At 39.5% G+C, this 16,758-nt stretch carries 11 protein-coding genes; 9 read left to right on the forward strand and 2 right to left on the reverse strand.

The features are described from left to right. Positions 1-113 precede the first annotated feature (113 nt). The 5 genes from CYP28_RS02235 (at position 114) to CYP28_RS02255 (ending at position 8,097) form a co-directional block, all read left to right on the forward strand. Positions 114-5,165 (forward strand): retention module-containing protein, encoded by a 5,052-nt coding sequence (locus CYP28_RS02235; RefSeq protein WP_103592933.1) that lies wholly within the window; start codon positions 114-116, stop codon positions 5,163-5,165. Between the two features lie 100 nt (positions 5,166-5,265). Continuing rightward, on the forward strand, positions 5,266-5,859 hold the full coding sequence (locus tag CYP28_RS02240; RefSeq protein WP_021090548.1) for a LemA family protein: 594 nt from the start codon (positions 5,266-5,268) through the stop codon (positions 5,857-5,859). Further along, positions 5,859-6,713 carry a TPM domain-containing protein gene (locus CYP28_RS02245; protein WP_051288437.1) on the forward strand — a complete coding sequence of 285 codons (855 nt, stop codon included), beginning with the start codon at positions 5,859-5,861 and terminating at the stop codon, positions 6,711-6,713. The genes CYP28_RS02240 and CYP28_RS02245 overlap by 1 nt, the downstream gene beginning before the upstream one ends. A 66-nt stretch (positions 6,714-6,779) precedes the next feature. Continuing rightward, positions 6,780-7,460 (forward strand): hypothetical protein, encoded by a 681-nt coding sequence (locus CYP28_RS02250; protein WP_021090857.1) that lies wholly within the window; start codon positions 6,780-6,782, stop codon positions 7,458-7,460. Further along, complete coding sequence (locus CYP28_RS02255) at positions 7,441-8,097, forward strand: hypothetical protein (protein WP_181000416.1); 657 nt, start codon at positions 7,441-7,443, stop codon at positions 8,095-8,097. The genes CYP28_RS02250 and CYP28_RS02255 overlap by 20 nt, the downstream gene beginning before the upstream one ends. Before the next feature lie 252 nt (positions 8,098-8,349). Here the strand turns inward: CYP28_RS02255 and CYP28_RS02260 are convergent, their stop codons facing one another. Further along, positions 8,350-8,700: a hypothetical protein gene (locus tag CYP28_RS02260; protein ID WP_242047034.1), complete on the reverse strand. Its 351-nt coding sequence runs from the start codon at positions 8,698-8,700 to the stop codon at positions 8,350-8,352. Positions 8,701-8,789: 89 nt separating this feature from the next. After that, complete coding sequence (locus CYP28_RS02265) at positions 8,790-9,887, reverse strand: CinA family protein (protein ID WP_103592934.1); 1,098 nt, start codon at positions 9,885-9,887, stop codon at positions 8,790-8,792. A 95-nt stretch (positions 9,888-9,982) separates the two neighbouring features. On the opposite strand from CYP28_RS02265, the gene ileS reads away from it, so the two are divergent. From ileS to metX, 4 genes are all read left to right on the forward strand, one after another. Continuing rightward, entirely contained in the window at positions 9,983-12,739 is a 2,757-nt protein-coding gene (gene ileS, locus CYP28_RS02270) for an isoleucine--tRNA ligase (RefSeq protein WP_103592935.1), read from the forward strand. 99 nt (positions 12,740-12,838) lie between these two features. Continuing rightward, complete coding sequence (gatA, locus tag CYP28_RS02275) at positions 12,839-14,197, forward strand: Asp-tRNA(Asn)/Glu-tRNA(Gln) amidotransferase subunit GatA (RefSeq protein ID WP_103592936.1); 1,359 nt, start codon at positions 12,839-12,841, stop codon at positions 14,195-14,197. Between the two features lie 4 nt (positions 14,198-14,201). Next, a complete protein-coding gene (gene guaB, locus CYP28_RS02280; RefSeq protein ID WP_103592937.1) occupies positions 14,202-15,650 on the forward strand; it encodes an IMP dehydrogenase in 1,449 nt (482 codons plus the stop codon). Then, positions 15,650-16,756, forward strand: coding sequence for a homoserine O-acetyltransferase MetX (metX, locus tag CYP28_RS02285; protein ID WP_103592938.1), 1,107 nt, complete (start codon positions 15,650-15,652; stop codon positions 16,754-16,756). The genes guaB and metX overlap by 1 nt, the downstream gene beginning before the upstream one ends. Positions 16,757-16,758 lie beyond the last annotated feature (2 nt).

Genomic DNA, 16,758 nt, shown 5'->3' on the forward strand with positions numbered 1-16,758 from the left:
ATATATTTTATTCTAAAAAGATAAAATATATCACATAACGTTATATCCTATAAAGATAGTATATAATCACGCAAAAATTTAAATAATACAAAAAATAATAATAAGGAGTAATCTTGGCTAAAGAAGCTGGAGTAGTAAAATTTATTAGTGGCAAGGCAGTTGCTATCGATCAAAACGGAAATGAGAGAGAGCTAAAAGTAGGTGACATCCTTTATATGGGAGAGAGCATCAAGACAAGCGATGCCGCTGATAAAATAACAATCGTTTCAAATAATGGAAAAGAGATTACGATTGTAGGCAATGATACGCTTGCGTTAAATCAAAGCACCATAGGAGCGGAAGGCTTGGCAGATGTTAGTGATTTGCAAAATGCTATTTTAAATGGTGGAGATTTAACAAAGCTTGAAGAGACTGCTGCTGGTGGAAACACTGCTGCTGGTGGTGGAGATGGTGTTAGCCTAAGTGATGCTAAATTTGCTGAGGGTGGCCATTACTCAAACATTAATGCAACATATAGAAATTTAAGTGATACAAACAGAGCTTTTGCATCATACGATAGCCCAATAAGCGGATACAATGGTGGAGATGATACTATAATCCCAAGCAATCCTCTTGTAACTTTTATAAGCGATCTTAATAACGATGGTACTTTAAGTAGGGTTGAGCATGCACGCGATACAAATTTAAATACATCAAAAGTTCTTATTACAATTCCAAATGATGGCACAGTAAGGGCCGGAGATATACTAAATATCACTATAACTAAGCCAGATGGTAATACTGAAAATAAAACAATTCCTATCACTCCAACTATCATAAGCAATGGTTATCAGTTTGATGCACCAATACAGACTGGCAAAATTTCAAAAGTTGATGCAACTATTACAAATTTTCAAGGAAATGTTAGTGGTAGAAGTGAAGATAGCGTAACTTCAAGTGGCTTTAGTGCTCCAGAGGTTAAATTTACAGAGGATAACAGTCCTGATAATAATCTATTAACATATACTGAAAATGCTAAAGATGGCAAATTAAATGAAACTCCAGTGCTTATAACTGTAAAAGATGTGATTGTTGGAGATGTGCTTCACGTGACTTTAACAAAGCCTAATGGCACAACCGAGGTTAGAAATGTATCTATTGATCAAAACATAATAGATAATGGATATAAGATAAGTAATATGCCAGTTGAGCACGGTAAGCCTTCAAAAGTAGAAGCTTATGTAGCAGATAGCACAAACACGATGAGAAGTGCAACTGCAAGCGACTCTACTACTCTTGATGTAAAACCGACTTTGACATTTACAGAAGATCAAGACAACAATGGCTATTTATATGATCCAGAAAATAGTCAAGACAATAACTTTAGAAGCACGACAGTAGAGATAACTTTACCAAAAGATGTGGTTGTTGGTGATAAGATTGTCATAACTTATACTGATCCATTACATATATCTCAAAATTTAGAAAAATCTATCACTCTTACACAAGAGATGATTGATAATCAAAAAGTAAATACATCTCTTCCAATATTTCCAGATGTAAGAACATCTGCTAGTGTTCATGTGGTAGATAAAAACAATGTTCGAAAAAGTGAAGAGTCAGATCAAGATAGTGTAATGCCTATTGGCAGAAATTTAGAAATGACATTACCAGAAGAAAAGACTCTTCATGAAATTTCAAGACAAGAGAGTATGGATGAGCATGAAGTAAATGAGACAACAGCTCTTATAAGACTTCCGAATAAAATAGATAATGGTGACATAGTTACACTTACTATAAACGAGCCTACAAATGGCGTTTATACAAGAAATTTCACTATAAATATGAATAATAAAGGTGAGGTAACAAGTATAACAGAGATCGGCAATGGCGGACAAGATTTCCCATTGACAAAAGAGAGTTATAATCAATACTCATTTAAAGTACCAGGCTTTGATCTAAGAAATGGACAAGATACGACTATCAGAGCTAGCATCACAAACATGACACCAGATAGACATACATCCATAAATGAGCCAGAAGTATCAGCTAGTTTAGAGCATGTAAAAAAACCTGAAGTTATCTTTAAAGAAGCTGATGGAGCTAAAACTATGAGTAGAGAGCAGGCTATGAGTGATGATAATCTTAATAGCACGACAGTTACCATCAAGCTTCCTAAAAATGCAGTAAGTGGAGACAAACTAACTGTAACTATAGAAAATGAATTAGACGAAAAAGATTCAAATGGAAAATCTAAATTTCATAAAGAAGATCCTAAAGAATACACTGTTAGAAAAGATCCTAATGGTAAGTTTTATGTAGAAGATAGTGGCGGCAATAAAATAGATACAGATACAGATGGTAGAAGTTTTAAAATTTCTGGCATTAAAACAGCGACTGGTCTAGAAACTAAAGTAACAGCTGAGATAAAAGATAAAGATGGTATTCAGCATGCAGAAGATACAAGCACGGTTACTATCTCAAATATAAACGATATGGCAGTATATTTCAAAGAGGATGCTGACCGTAACGTATCTTTAACGAGAGCAGAGAGCAAGGACGCAGATGGCGACCTACATAAAACGACAGTAGTAGTAAAAGTGCCAAATAACGTTATAGCTGGTGATGTGGTAACTGTAAAAATGGATAATGACACTTCACCTAAAACTTATAAGGTTACAGGTAGAGATCCAAGCGGTAAAATCATGCTAGAAGATACTTCTACTCATACTTCTATAACTGCAAGTGATAAAAATGAGATAGAAATTCCTGGCGTAGAGATCATTGCTGGCAAGACCATCAATGTAACTACTGAGACCACCGATGCAAGTGGCGGCAAGAAAGCCGAAGCTCAAAATCATAATACTCTTGAAAAGCTTCATGAAGACATGGAGATAACTTTTGAAAAAGATACCAATAATGATGGTATTTTGGGCAGCACAGAGGCAACTGGAGCGACTACTATAGCAACTATCAAGCTTCCTTCAAATTTTGTTTTAGGTGATAAATTAATAGTAGAGTCACACAACGAAGACACGCCAAACAATAAAACGACCAAGATATATGAGATAGTAAAAGACAATAACGGCAAATTAATAGCCAAACATGGTAGTGAAGAGCTTGATATTACCGATGATACTGATGGCAATAAGGTGGTCAAATATACACTTGGCTTAACAGAAGATCATAAGACTATCATTAATGCCAAGGTTACTGATAATACTGGTGCTGATAAGGTTGAGACAAATAGCGATATTACGCTTGATGCTCAAGGTAGCGGTTCTGGAACAGGCTTTAGGCTATTTATTGATGAGGATAAAGATAGAAACGGAGTTTTAAGTAGAGATGAAGCTATGAAGGATGGAAAATTAAATACCACTTCGGCAACACTTCAAATCCCAACCACTGTAAATAGTGGTGATACTATAAAAGTTAAGGTAAATGGTGGAGCAGAACAAGAATATACTGTTGTTTCAAATGTCGGCAATCGCATTACTCTAAAATTTCCAGATAATCACACTGATTTACTTCCAGCAGACAATAAACTAGAAATTTCTAATGTTCATATAGATAAAGATCATCCAGCAGTGGTTGAAGCTACTATAAAAGATATTAATACAGGAAGTAAAGTAGTAAAAACAGCTAAAGCTACGCTTCAAGCGATAGACACAAAAGATATAAAAGTCGAATTTGTAGAAGATAATGCAAGTAGAGATAATACAATAGATAGAGATGAGGACATATCTGACAATAACTTAAGATTAACAACCATAAGCGTTCAAGTGCCATATAATGTCACAAATGGTGATAAGGTAGCAGTAACAATAAAAGAACCTCAAGCTAATGGTACAACAGGGTCTAGAACCATAAATTACACAGTTTCAAAAACTGCTAATGGTAAAATTTCACTTACAGATGATACTACTCATATTACTACACAGTTAGCAAACAATACTATAAAAATTCCTGGCGTTGCTATGCTTCCAGGTCGCGAAACTAGTGCAGTAGCTACTATAACAAATGGTGCTGAGACTACAACTAGTAGCGAAGCAAAAGCTAAACTTGCACCTTTAAGTGAAGCGGGATTAAGTGTAAGCATAGTTGCTGATAAAAATGATAATGGCATTATCTCAAGAGATGAGTCAGGTAGTAAAATTTCAAAGGTTCATGTTTCTATCCCAGGAAGTGTTATAGCTGGCGATAAGATAGATGTTAAGATAACAAATCCTAACGGATCTATCTTAACTAAACATTATGAAGTTATGGGAAAAGATGTAAATGGAAAAATTACACTTAAAAATTTAGATGATAATTCTCAACAAACGCTTGGCAGAGATACTCCACTTGATCTTGATGCTACTATCGCAGTTGATAAAGAAACAAAAGCTGAAGTTACTCTAACTGACACATTTGGCGAGAGCAAAACAGTAAGCGATACAGCACATGCTGAGACCGATGCTATAAGAGGCATCATGTTTAATAAGGATATAAAAACCTCAGAAAATGGCGAAAGATCTACTACGGTTAAAGTTTATCTTAATGAAGATGCTAGAAATGGAGATACGGTAGAGTTTAAATACACTGATCCAGACAACCACCATGCATTAACTAAGACCGCAACATATACTCTATCAGCTGCAGATATAGCAAAAGGCACATTTGACCAAGAGCTTGATATCAATGCAAGATCAGCCTATGATCTAAATGTTAAAGCCTCACTTAAAACTTCAGATGGCTTAGAGTCCAAGTCTTACGAGCCTTATAAACCACTTCATATAGGCGTTGAAAACTATACGGTTAAATTTGACGCAAGTAAAGACATGAAAGGTGGCGAAGGCAACGATACTTTGGTCTTTGATGGCGACAAAGTTAACTTTAACAATATTTCTAATCTTGATTCAAAAGTGGAAAGCTTTGAAAATCTTGAGCTTAAAGGAAAGACAGAGATCAAATTTAATGTACAAAATATCCTTGATATCACTGATAACCCTGATACGGTGCTTAAGATAAAAGGTGGTGATGTTGATGCTAATGGCAATAAAATCACAAAAGTTGATCTAGATCACAAATGGGATCGTGACTCTAACTACGACGCTAGTGGCTTTAAAGGCTACTCAAGCATAGATCAAATAAATGGAAAGACTATCCATATCCAAATAGACGACAAAATCCACACCGATCTTTAATCCCCAAAATGAGTGCGTAAATTCGCACTCATTTTAAACTCAAACTCACATTATTTTTTAAGTCTTGTTTTACTAATATTTGCTCCTTAAAGGAGAAAATGTGAAAAATTTAATAGCCGTTATTATAGTTATTGCTGCACTTGCTTTTGGTGTTTTTAAGTATATAAATTCATTTGTTGCGCTTGATGAAAATGTAAATGCAAAGTGGTCACAGGTGTTAAATCAATATAAAAGAAGAGCTGAGCTTGTGCCAAATTTGGTTGAAACTGTAAAAGGCTACGCAGCCCATGAACAAAAAATTTTTGAAGATGTGGCAAATGCTAGAAGCAAGAGCATGCAAGTAAGCGTTGATGCAAGTGGTCTTAGCGATGAAGCTAAGATGAAAGAATTTATGACAGCACAAAGCTCATTTGGCTTGGCACTTGGCAGGCTTATGGCAGTTAGTGAGAACTATCCAGAGCTAAAAGCAAATCAAAATTTCTTATCTCTTCAGAGTCAGCTTGAAGGTACGCAAAACCGCATAAGCGTAGCAATGCATGATTATATCGAAGCTGTAAAAGAGTATAACGTAGCCCTTAGAAGCTTTCCAAATAAATTTATAGCAAGTACTTTTTATCCTGAGCTAAAGCCAAAACAAAATCTTGAAATAAGCAACGAAGAGAAGATAAATCCAAAAGTTTCATTTGAGAAATGATGAAGAAAATTTTTGCTCTTTTATTTTTTACATTTTGCTTTTGTTTTGCCATAAATTTTAATGAGCAGATAAATGATGAGGCTCAAATTTTCTCTAAAAATGAGAAAGCTGAGCTTTTAAACTTAGTGCAAAATTACGAGCAAAATAGTACGACGCAAATTGCTATCGTGACGCTTAAATCACTAGAAAATAAAAGCATAGAAGAGATCTCTCTTGAGATAGCTAGAGGCTACAAGCTGGGACAAAAACAAAGCAGTAATGGAGTGCTTTTAATAATCGCTCCAAACGAGAGAAAAGTACGTATAGAAGTTGGTTATGGGCTTGAAGGCGTACTAACTGACGCTATTTCTAGCCAGATCATAAATGATGTAATAGTGCCTAAATTTAAGCAAGGAGATATGGGTGGTGGCGTGATAGATGGCATAAGAGCCATCATAAAGGTAGCTAGTGGCGAAGAATTTGAAAGCGTGAGTGAAGATGAAGAGATACCATTTGGAATAGTTGCCTTTTTTGCTGGCATGATCTCGTGTTTTATCTCTGGCTTTTTAGGTAAATTTTTTATGAGAATTGGCTTTAGTGCGTGTTTTGCAGGGCTTACATCTACGGTATTTGAGCAATTTTTTGGCGTGCAAAATTACTTCATTGTCTTTGCCATCGTGTTTGTAATATTTTTTATTATTTTAAAAAATGCCTTTAAAAAAAATACTCAAAGCAAAAATGCACATAGTGGTTTTAGGCGTGATAGATCAGACTCAAATAGCAGTGGTAGCGGTCATTCAAGTAGCTCAAGAGGTGGTGGCTTTAGTGGCGGCGGAGGCGGTTTTGGCGGAGGCGGAGCAAGTGGTAGTTGGTAAAATTTCATCAAAGATTAGCTTGTAAAGCTCAAACCCTTTAAAATATATAAAAATTTAGGAGCAAAGATGCTAGCTGGTGAGCTGCTTAAAAGCCATTTTGCTAAATTTGATCTAGTGGCAGTGCTTAGTAAATTTTTAGAGCAAAGTCATTTTGATAAAGAAAAATTTGGCCTACTTAAACAAAATAACTTTAAAATTTTAGATAAAAATATAAAGCAAGAGATAGTTGGGACTGCTGGTTTTAAAGAGTTTTTTGACGATAAATTTCAGAGTTTTTTATGCGAGCTTATGCAAAGTAAAGTTTTAATTGTTTCTGGCAAAGAGTATAAATTTAGTGAGCTTGAAATTTATACTTGTTTTGACGCAAATACCTACAAAAGGCAGTGTGAGGTAGGAGAGATTTACTTTCACAACTTTGGCTTTGACATATCTTTTAAAAGCAATCTATCGCTTTATGGTGGCGTTTTAGTAAGAAGCCTAAAGCCCTTAAGCGGGCAAAATTTTATCTTTGGGCCAAGAAAATGTGCCTTGCATATCTTAAATAGCAAAATGAGCAATTTAAACTTTGATCTAAAAGAGGCTAATTTTAGAAAAGATGAGATTGCTTTTACGTCACGTATTAGATCATTTAGCGATGAAAATCAGCAAAAAAATGATCGTCTTAGAGCATTTACTGCTGAGTTTGAAAAAGCCTTAGAATTTGATGAAAATTATAAAAAGAGATTAAATGCCTATAAAAAGGGGTGAAATTCGTCTTTTTATCAGCTTTTGCGGTGATAAATTTAGCCCAAAAATGCTAGATAAAAAAGATCGCAGAAGAGTAAAAAAATACCCAAATTTGATAAAACAAAACTCATTTAAAATATCTCGCTACTTAAAATTTAAAGCAAAGATGCGAGGTAAAATCTGTCTTTCTCATAGCCTAAATTTTACTGACTCGCTAAATGAGAGCTTAACTCAGGCAAAAGAGCTTGCTCTAAAGCTAAAAATAGCAGCTCTTGTTGTCGCATTTTTGCTGCTGTGGTTTTATTTTAGCGCGGCTGTATCGGTACTAGTGATGGGCATCATCATCTTTAGGGTGCTTCTTACGCTCTTTATCTTTGCCATTTTTGGCGTAAATTTAAGCATTTTTGGTGTCTTTGGACTCATACTTGCAAGTGCTGTTGGGATTGATTACATGATATTTGCGCTAAATGAGAGCCTTAGTGAAAAAGAGCGAATTTATGGGATATTTTGCGCATTTATCACGAGTTTTATCTCGTTTTTTACTCTTTCTTTTAGCCAGACCGCGGCTCTTAGCGTCTTTGGACTAAGTGTTAGCCTTTGCGTGCTGATATACGGGCTATGTGCTAGCGTTTTATCTTGTAAAAATATAAAAATTTAGTTTGATTTTCAGGCCCCAAGTGGCTTGTCTAGCTCGGGGCTTTGGTTTTTACATTATAACGGCTGGTTTGCCTATGTCTGCATTTTATTTGCCTCGTTCTAGGTGTTTGAACCTTTATTGGGATCAAATTTATATGGCAGCTTAAATAGCGATTTGTCTAGCTTTTTGCAAATACTGCCCTTTTTGAAAGCTTTATTTACCTCTTTCAAAAATACACTTATGAATTACTAAAATTGTACGGCATGAGGCGCCTTAAGCTTGTATAAATTTGGCATAAGAGCTAAACTCACCACCGCTAATCTCACTTATAAATTTATCCAGCCCATCGCTATTGCCATTTTGTGGGATCTTGCCTTCGCTAAGGTCTATGAGCCCATCCACATAGATGACGTAACCACCAATTTGAGCGTATTTTACGAGCTCTTGCCTATCTTTTACGACGACTTCTTTGCTCTCTTTGCCGGCGTATCCGCCAAAATTTTGCTCTGCACCAATGCTAGCGTAATCAAAGGGCGAGTCGCTTGCTTTTATCTCGCCTGCTTGAGCTAGAGCACCAAATGCAAATAACGAAGAAACGGCTAGAAACAATATCTTTTTAAACATCTTTAGCCTCCTAAATTTGGCTTTTTATTCTTGATATTTTGTTGCGAATATCGCCGTTAAATTTAGTGCAATTTTTAAAAAGGCAAAATTTACGCGAAAAATATCTCACTTTTTAGACGAAGTAGGCATAGATACGCACTTAGCACGCTTTGCTCTCTTACGTAGTTGCGCTCCCCTTTTAAAAGTAGCCTCTCAATCTCGATGTTGCCGTTTCTATCGCCAGCTGCGACATATACCGTGCCAACTGGCTTGCTGACTGTGCCACCACCTGGTCCAGCGATACCACTAATAGCAAGCGCAAAGTCCGCATTTGTCGTGCTTAGCGTACCTTTTACCATCGCTTTTACGCAAGGCTCGCTCACGGCGCCATAGGTATCTAAAATTTCATCCTCAACGCCCAGCCACTCGTGCTTTATGTGATTTGCGTAGGTTACCAAGGAGCCATCAAAGCTAGCTGAAACACCGCCGTATCTTGCAAATTTAGCCGCCGCCAGCCCAGCCGTGCAAGACTCGGCAAATGAAATTTTAAGCCCTTTTTGTATGAGCCTCTTTGCTACAAATTTGATCACATCTTTTTGCGGGATAAATTTTTGCGAAAATAGCGTTTTTACCCCTTGCAAAAAGCTCTCGATCTGGCCAAATTTATTGCTTTTTGCCCTTACTAGTATCAAATTTGGCAGTATCTGCGCAAGGGTTATATCGACCTCATAAGTTTTAGCAAGTGGCAGCATAAGGATCTTCGCGCTATCTGCGTCGATGTCTATTAGATGAAAGTAGCTAAAATCAGGCTCATAGTCGGTGAGAAACTCGCCCAGTTCTTCATTTGGATTAGCTTTTATGAGATTTATCTGAGCGTTATTTAGGCTGGCTAAAAAGCTATTTTTAGAGTAGTCTAAGCTATCTTTAAGCGCAAGGGTCGTGCTATCTTTTAGCTCGAGCGAGCCCCCAGTTAGCGTCGCTACGATCTTTGCAGCGATGGCAAAATTTTCATCTGAGCCAAAAATGCTTACAAAGTCGTAATCTTTTGATAAATTTTCGATGATAAAAGGTAGCTCTTTGCTATTTTTGGGAGCAAAACTGACCACTCCAAGCTCGCCAAAATGATCCTCGTAACTTTGAAAAATGTAGTTTAGAAATTCTCTATTTATCTCAAGATCTTCGCCTATTATCAAGATACTTTGTCTCATTTTTAAGCTCCTTTTTTTGCCTCATTATACTATTTTTCAGTGTGATTTAACCAGCACAGGTGTAAAATTAGCAAATTTTAAAATCAAGGTAAAAAATGGACTACAAAGAGACACTTTTACTCCCAGAGACAAATTTCCCGATGCGCGGAAATCTCCCACAAAATGAACCACAAAGACTAAAATCATGGTATGAAGAGCGCAAGGTTTATGAAAAAATGAAGAAAAACCGCCAAAAAGCGGTTAAAAACTTCAACATCCACGACGGCCCTCCGTATGCAAACGGCCACCTTCATATCGGCCACGCGTTAAATAAAATTTTAAAAGATATCATCACAAAAACGCACTATTTTTATGGCGAAAATGTCCGCTATGTGCCAGGCTGGGACTGTCATGGCTTGCCTATCGAGCAGCAAGTTGAAGTCAAGCTTGGTGATAAGAAAAAAGAGCTTAGCAAGGTCGAGATCAGGGAACTTTGCAGACAGCATGCGAGAGAATTTATAGATATCCAGCGAGATGAGTTTAAGACTCTTGGCATCATCGGTGACTTTGAAAATCCATACATGACGATGAAATTTGAGTTTGAGGCTGATATCTACAAAGCGCTTTGCGAGATCGCTAAAAAAGGCCTTTTGATAGAGAGAAGCAAGCCGGTTTATTGGAGCTGGGCGGCTAGATCGGCGCTAGCCGAGGCTGAGGTCGAGTACGAGGAGAAAGAGGACTACTCTATTTACGTAGCATTTGAGCTTGATGGCGACGCGCTAGAAAAGCTTGGCGTAAAAGAGGCAAGCGCTGTCATCTGGACGACCACGCCTTGGACACTTCCAGCAAATCAAGCTATAAGCCTAAATCCAGATGAAATTTACGTGCTAACGGCTGAAAATTTGATCTTTGCAAAGCCACTACTTGAGAGTATCGTGGAAAGCGGTCTAAGCAAGGGCGAGATCAAAAAAGAGTTCAAATCAAGCCTACTTGAAAACACTCACGCGATAAATCCACTAAACGGCAGAAAGTCGCGATTTTTACTAGGCGATCACGTCATGATGGACGGGGGTACTGGACTTGTTCATACAGCTCCAGGACACGGCGAGGACGACTATTACGTCTGTTTGAAATATGGCTTTAGTGAAATTTTGATGCCAGTTGATGATAGTGGCTGCTACGATGAGAGCCTAAAGCATCACGGACTATTTAGAAGCGATGTGGTAGACGAGTTTGTCGGTATGCACATCTTTAAAGCAAATGAGAAAATTTTAGAGCTACTTGGCAAAAATTTACTTAGCGTCTCTAAATTTAGACACTCTTATCCATTCTGCTGGAGAACGCATAAGCCTGTTATTTATAGAGCCACAAAGCAGTGGTTCATCGCTATGAACGAGGCAAAACTAGGCGGAAAAACGCTTAGACAAACAGCACGTGAGGAGCTTGAAAAGGTTAAATTTTATCCAAGTGTGGGCATAAAAAGAATAGGCTCAATGATAGAAAATCGCCCAGACTGGTGCATCTCTCGTCAGCGTGACTGGGGCGTGCCGATTGCTTTTTTCAGAGATAAGGCGACAAAAGAAGTTATATTTGATAGTGAAATTTTAGACCACATCGCAGGTATTTTTAAAGAAAAAGGCGCTGATGCGTGGTGGGCGCTAAGCATAGACGAGCTTTTACCAAAAGGCTCAAAATACAAGGCTGAAAATTTAGAAAAAGTGATGGATATCCTTGACGTTTGGTTTGATAGCGGCTCGACGTGGCATGCGGTCTTACAAAGTGACAACTACGACGCTGGCAAATACCCTTCAAGTATGTATCTAGAGGGCTCAGACCAGCACCGCGGCTGGTTTCAAAGCTCGCTTCTAGTAAGTACAGCTATAAATTCTCACGCACCTTATGAGAGTATATTAACTCACGGCTTTACAGTTGATGCTAAGGGCGAAAAGATGAGCAAGAGCAAGGGCAATGTCATCGCTCCACAAGACGTGGCGAAAACTCATGGTGTAGAAATTTTGCGCCTTTGGGTTGGTATGAGTGATTATTCAAGTGACCTAAAGATAAGCGAAGATATATTAAAACAAATCAGCGAGCAATACCGCAAAATCCGCAACACTATACGCTTTTTACTAGCAAACGTAAATGACCTAGAAAGCCTAAATACAGAGTTTAACATCCTTGATAAATGGATCTTAGCACGCGCTAAAAAGGTTTTTGATGAGGCGAGTGCTTGCTTTAAAAACTACGACTTTTCAAAGGGCTTTAACATCCTTTTAAATTTCCTATCAGCCGATCTTAGCGGCGTATATCTTGACGTTTGCAAAGATAGGCTCTACTGCGACGCAAAGGACGCTCCAAGAAGAAGATCAGCTCAAAGCGCGATGGCGATCATCACAAAGGCACTTTTGCCACTCATCGCTCCAACGCTTACTTACACTGTTGATGAAGTGATGGACTACGCTCCAAAGATCATCAAAGGCGACGCAAAAGACGCGTTTGATCTAGTCTATGAGCCTATCATTTTTGATCTTAGCTTTGAAGATGAGCTGCTCTTTGCCAGCAGGGAGAAATTTAACGAGATCGTAGACGTTCTTAAAAAAGAGAAAAAGATAAAATCAACTCTAGAGCTAAGCCTAGAGACCACAAGCCACAGCATCACAAGCTACGACGAGCGCGAAGTGGCAGATCTTTACATGGTAAGCTCAGTTAGAGCTTATGATGATAGCGAGCCACTAGCTGAGTTTGAGCTAGAGGGGGATAAATTTAAGATCATAGCAAGCAACCTTCACAAATGCCCAAGGTGCTGGAAATTTAACGCTAGCAAAGAAGATGCGCTATGCCCAAGATGTGAAGGGGTCATAAGTGCTAAGTGAGCCAGTAAGCGCAACTATCATAATAGCAACGATCGCTGCGGTGGTCGTTGTTAGCTTGTTTGGCATATTTTTGGTTAATAAATTTAAAGGATAAAAATAGTGGTAACTTTGAAAGAAGCTTTGAAATTTTCAGCTGAAGAGATAAAAAATTTACGAGCTGAGCTTGAGGCGAAGATCATAAAAGAAAAAGAGCTTGGCGCTTATGTCGAGCAGCTAGCAAATTTAGAGATCGCAAAACTAGGCGAGGGCGTGCCTATCGCTATAAAAGATAACATCCAAGTAAAAGGCTGGAGCGTCACGTGTGCCTCAAAAATTTTACAAGGCTACGTAGCACCTTATAATGCAACCGTTATCGAGAAGCTACTTAGCAAAAATTTAGCTCCATTTGGCCGCACAAATATGGACGAATTTGCGATGGGAAGCACGACTGAGAGCTCATTTTACGGCAAAACACTAAACCCACTAAATCACGCTCACGTCCCAGGTGGCAGTAGCGGTGGCTCAGCAGCAGCAGTTGCAGCTGGCCTTGCAGTAGCCGCACTTGGTAGTGACACTGGTGGCTCGATCCGCCAGCCAGCGGCATTTTGTGGATGTGTAGGACTTAAGCCAACTTATGGCAGAGTGAGCAGATATGGCCTTGGCGCCTACTCAAGCAGCCTTGATCAGATAGGCCCTATCGCACAAAATGTAGAAGACGCTGCCATTTTATATGACGCGATCGCTGGACATGACCCAAAAGATAGCACGAGCGCAGATGTGCCGTTTGCGAGCGTTAGCGACAAGATAGATGGCAACAAAAAGCTAAAAATTTGTGTCATCAAAAATTACGTAGAAAACGCAAGCGAGCAGACAAAAGCTGCTTTAAATTTAGCTATCGAGAAGCTAAAATCACACGGACACAGCGTAACTTACACAAATTTTGAAGACTCAAAATATGACGTCGCAGCTTACTACATCATCGCAACCGCAGAGGCAAGCGCAAATTTAAGCCGCTACGATGGCGTGAGATATGGCAGACGCGCAGATGCTAGAAATTTAAAAGAGCTATATGTAAATTCGCGATCTGAAGGCTTTGGCGAAGAGGTGAAAAGAAGAATCTTGCTTGGTACATTTGTGTTAAGTAGCGGATACTACGATGCTTACTATATCAAAGCGCAAAAAGCAAGAGCGCATATAAAAGCTCAGTATGAGAAAATTTTAGAAGAAAATGACCTTATTTTTATGCCAGTTGCTCCAAGTACAGCTTATAAATTCGGAGCACACAGCGATCCGCTTCAGGCCTATCTAAGCGACATCTACACTATCAGCGTAAATTTAGCAGGCCTACCAGCTATCTCTGTGCCAGTTGGCAAAGATGATCAAAATTTGAACGTGAGCGCCCAGCTCATCGCAAAAGCGTGGGACGAACAGACCTTGATAAATGGTGCTAAGAGCCTAGAAAATTTAATAAAAGGATAAAAATATGAAGATAGTAAAGAGAGCTTTAACATTTGAGGATGTGCTTCTTGTGCCGCAATACTCTGAAATTTTGCCAAAGCAAGTTGATGTGAAAACCAGGATCAGCAAAAATGTCACGCTAAATATCCCAGTGGTCTCTGCTGCGATGGATACTGTGACTGAGCATAGAACTGCTATCATGATGGCGAGGCTCGGCGGTATCGGCGTCATCCACAAAAATATGGACGTCGAAAGCCAAGCAAAAGAGGTCAAGCGCGTTAAAAAAAGCGAAAGCGGCGTCATCATCGATCCTATCTTTATAAATCCAGAAGCGACCGTGGCTGAAGCTCTAAGTCTTATGTCAGATCTTCATATCTCAGGCGTTCCAGTCATCGACAAAGACCGCAAACTAATAGGAATTTTAACAAACCGCGATTTGAGATTTGAGACAAATATGAGCGTTTTGGTAAAAGACCGCATGACAAAAGCACCGCTTATAACCGCACCAAAGGGCTGCACGCTTGATGATGCGGAGAAAATTTTCTCTCAAAATAGAGTTGAGAAGCTTCCTATCGTCGATAAAGACGGCAGACTTGACGGGCTTATCACCATAAAAGATCTAAAAAAACGCAAAGAGTATCCAAATGCAAACAAAGACAGCTACGGCAGACTTCGCGTGGCGGCGGCTATTGGCGTGGGTCAGATAGAGCGTGCTAAAGCACTAGTTGATGCTGGCGTAGATGTCATCGTTATCGACTCAGCTCACGGCCACTCAAAGGGCATCATTGACACCTTAAAAGAGGTAAAAGCAAATTTTAAAGTCGATGTAGTAGCTGGCAATATCGCAAACCCAGCAGCCGTAAAAGACCTAGCAGAAGCAGGAGCTGACGGCATAAAAGTGGGCATCGGACCAGGATCAATATGCACCACAAGGATCGTTGCTGGTGTTGGCGTGCCTCAAATTTCAGCTATTGACGACTGCGCAAGCGAAGCAGCAAAATATGGCATCCCAGTTATCGCAGATGGTGGCTTAAAATACTCAGGCGACGTGGCAAAAGCCCTTGCAGCAGGTGCAGCATGCGTTATGGCTGGTAGCTTGCTAGCAGGTTGTGAGGAGAGTCCAGGCGAGCTCATCACTTTCCAAGGTCGCCAGTACAAAGTATATCGCGGCATGGGCTCAATAGGCGCTATGACAAAGGGCAGCTCGGATCGCTACTTCCAAGAGGGCACCGCTCAAGACAAGCTTGTGCCTGAAGGCATCGAGGGCCGTGTGCCATTTGCTGGCAGCATAAAAGATGTGATCCATCAGCTAATAGGCGGACTAAGAAGCGCTATGGGCTATGTTGGCGCAAAAGATATCCCAACTCTTCAAGAAATAGCCGAATTTGTCGAGATAACAAGCGCTGGACTAAAAGAGAGCCACGTCCACGACGTAGTTATCACTCACGAGGCACCAAACTACAAAGTTAATTAGTGTTAAATCTGCAAACTAGAACTATTAAATTTAACGAGCCACTCTATCTTGAGAGTGGCCGTATCCTATCAAATTTCAAGCTTATTTATGAGACTTATGGCACGCTAAATGCCGATAAAAGCAACGTTATTGTGACCTGTCACGCCTTAACTGGCTCGCACCACGCAGCTGGCACCTACGCAGGCGATGAGAAAGCTGGCTGGTGGGACGGGCTAATAGGCAGTAAAAAGGCGGTCGATACGGATAAATTTTACGTTATTTGCGTAAATATCCTAGGCTCGTGCTTTGGCTCGACCTCGCCACTAAGTGTGGATAGAAGTAGCGGTAGAGAGTATAGGCTAAATTTCCCAGTCCTTGCCATAAGCGACGTAGTAAAGGCGCAAATGAGGTTATTTAGCGAGCTTGGCATCACAAGGGTAAGAGCCGTGATAGGTGGTAGTCTTGGCGGTATGCAAGCACTTTGCTACGCTATCGAGTTTCCAGAATTTGCCCAAGATATCATAATGCTAGCAAGCACCTACCAGACTAAGCCATGGGCGATAGCGTTTAACAAAATCGCCATCGAAGCCATTTTGAATGATGAAAATTTCAAAAACGGCGAATACGACGCGGAATTTATAAGAAAAAATGGTCTAAAAGGTATGGCTTATGGCAGGATGGCAGGGCATATCAGCTTTTTAAGTCCTGATAGCATGGATGAGAAATTTGGACGAAACTACGTCGAGACAGACGGTCTTTACGAGCTTTCTGGGCGCTTTCAGGTGGATCGCTACATGGAGTACAACGGCTACAACTTCCCAAAGAGGTTTGATCCGCTAAGCTACCTATATATCGTAAAAATGATGAACATCTTTGACTGTACAAGGCACTATGACAACCTAAAAGACGCCCTTGCGCCGATCAAAGCAAATTTGCATCTAATCGCTTTCAAAGGCGATCTACTCTTTCCGCCAAGCTGTATGAGAGAAATTTATGACGCACTTTGCGAGATGGGCAGAGGCGCAAAGACAAATTTTGTAGAGATAGATAGCAACTACGGCCACGACGCATTTTTGGTCGAGATAGAAAAATTTGATGGATATATAAAAAATATATTAAAAGGATAGAA

Source organism: Campylobacter concisus (assembly GCF_002914195.1).
GTDB classification, from domain to species: Bacteria; Campylobacterota; Campylobacteria; order Campylobacterales; family Campylobacteraceae; genus Campylobacter_A; species Campylobacter_A concisus_M.

Excerpts from the sequence above, each read along its gene's own strand:
- CYP28_RS02255 (WP_181000416.1), top strand. The coding sequence starts at position 7,441 with ATGCCTATAAAAAGGGGTGAAATTCGTCTTTTTATCAGCTTTTGCGGT.
- CYP28_RS02265 (WP_103592934.1), bottom strand. The coding sequence starts at position 9,887 with ATGAGACAAAGTATCTTGATAATAGGCGAAGATCTTGAGATAAATAGA.
- guaB (WP_103592937.1), top strand. The coding sequence starts at position 14,202 with ATGAAGATAGTAAAGAGAGCTTTAACATTTGAGGATGTGCTTCTTGTG.
- CYP28_RS02250 (WP_021090857.1), top strand. The coding sequence starts at position 6,780 with ATGCTAGCTGGTGAGCTGCTTAAAAGCCATTTTGCTAAATTTGATCTA.
- ileS (WP_103592935.1), top strand. The coding sequence starts at position 9,983 with ATGGACTACAAAGAGACACTTTTACTCCCAGAGACAAATTTCCCGATG.
- CYP28_RS02260 (WP_242047034.1), bottom strand. The coding sequence starts at position 8,700 with ATGTTTAAAAAGATATTGTTTCTAGCCGTTTCTTCGTTATTTGCATTT.
- CYP28_RS02245 (WP_051288437.1), top strand. The coding sequence starts at position 5,859 with ATGAAGAAAATTTTTGCTCTTTTATTTTTTACATTTTGCTTTTGTTTT.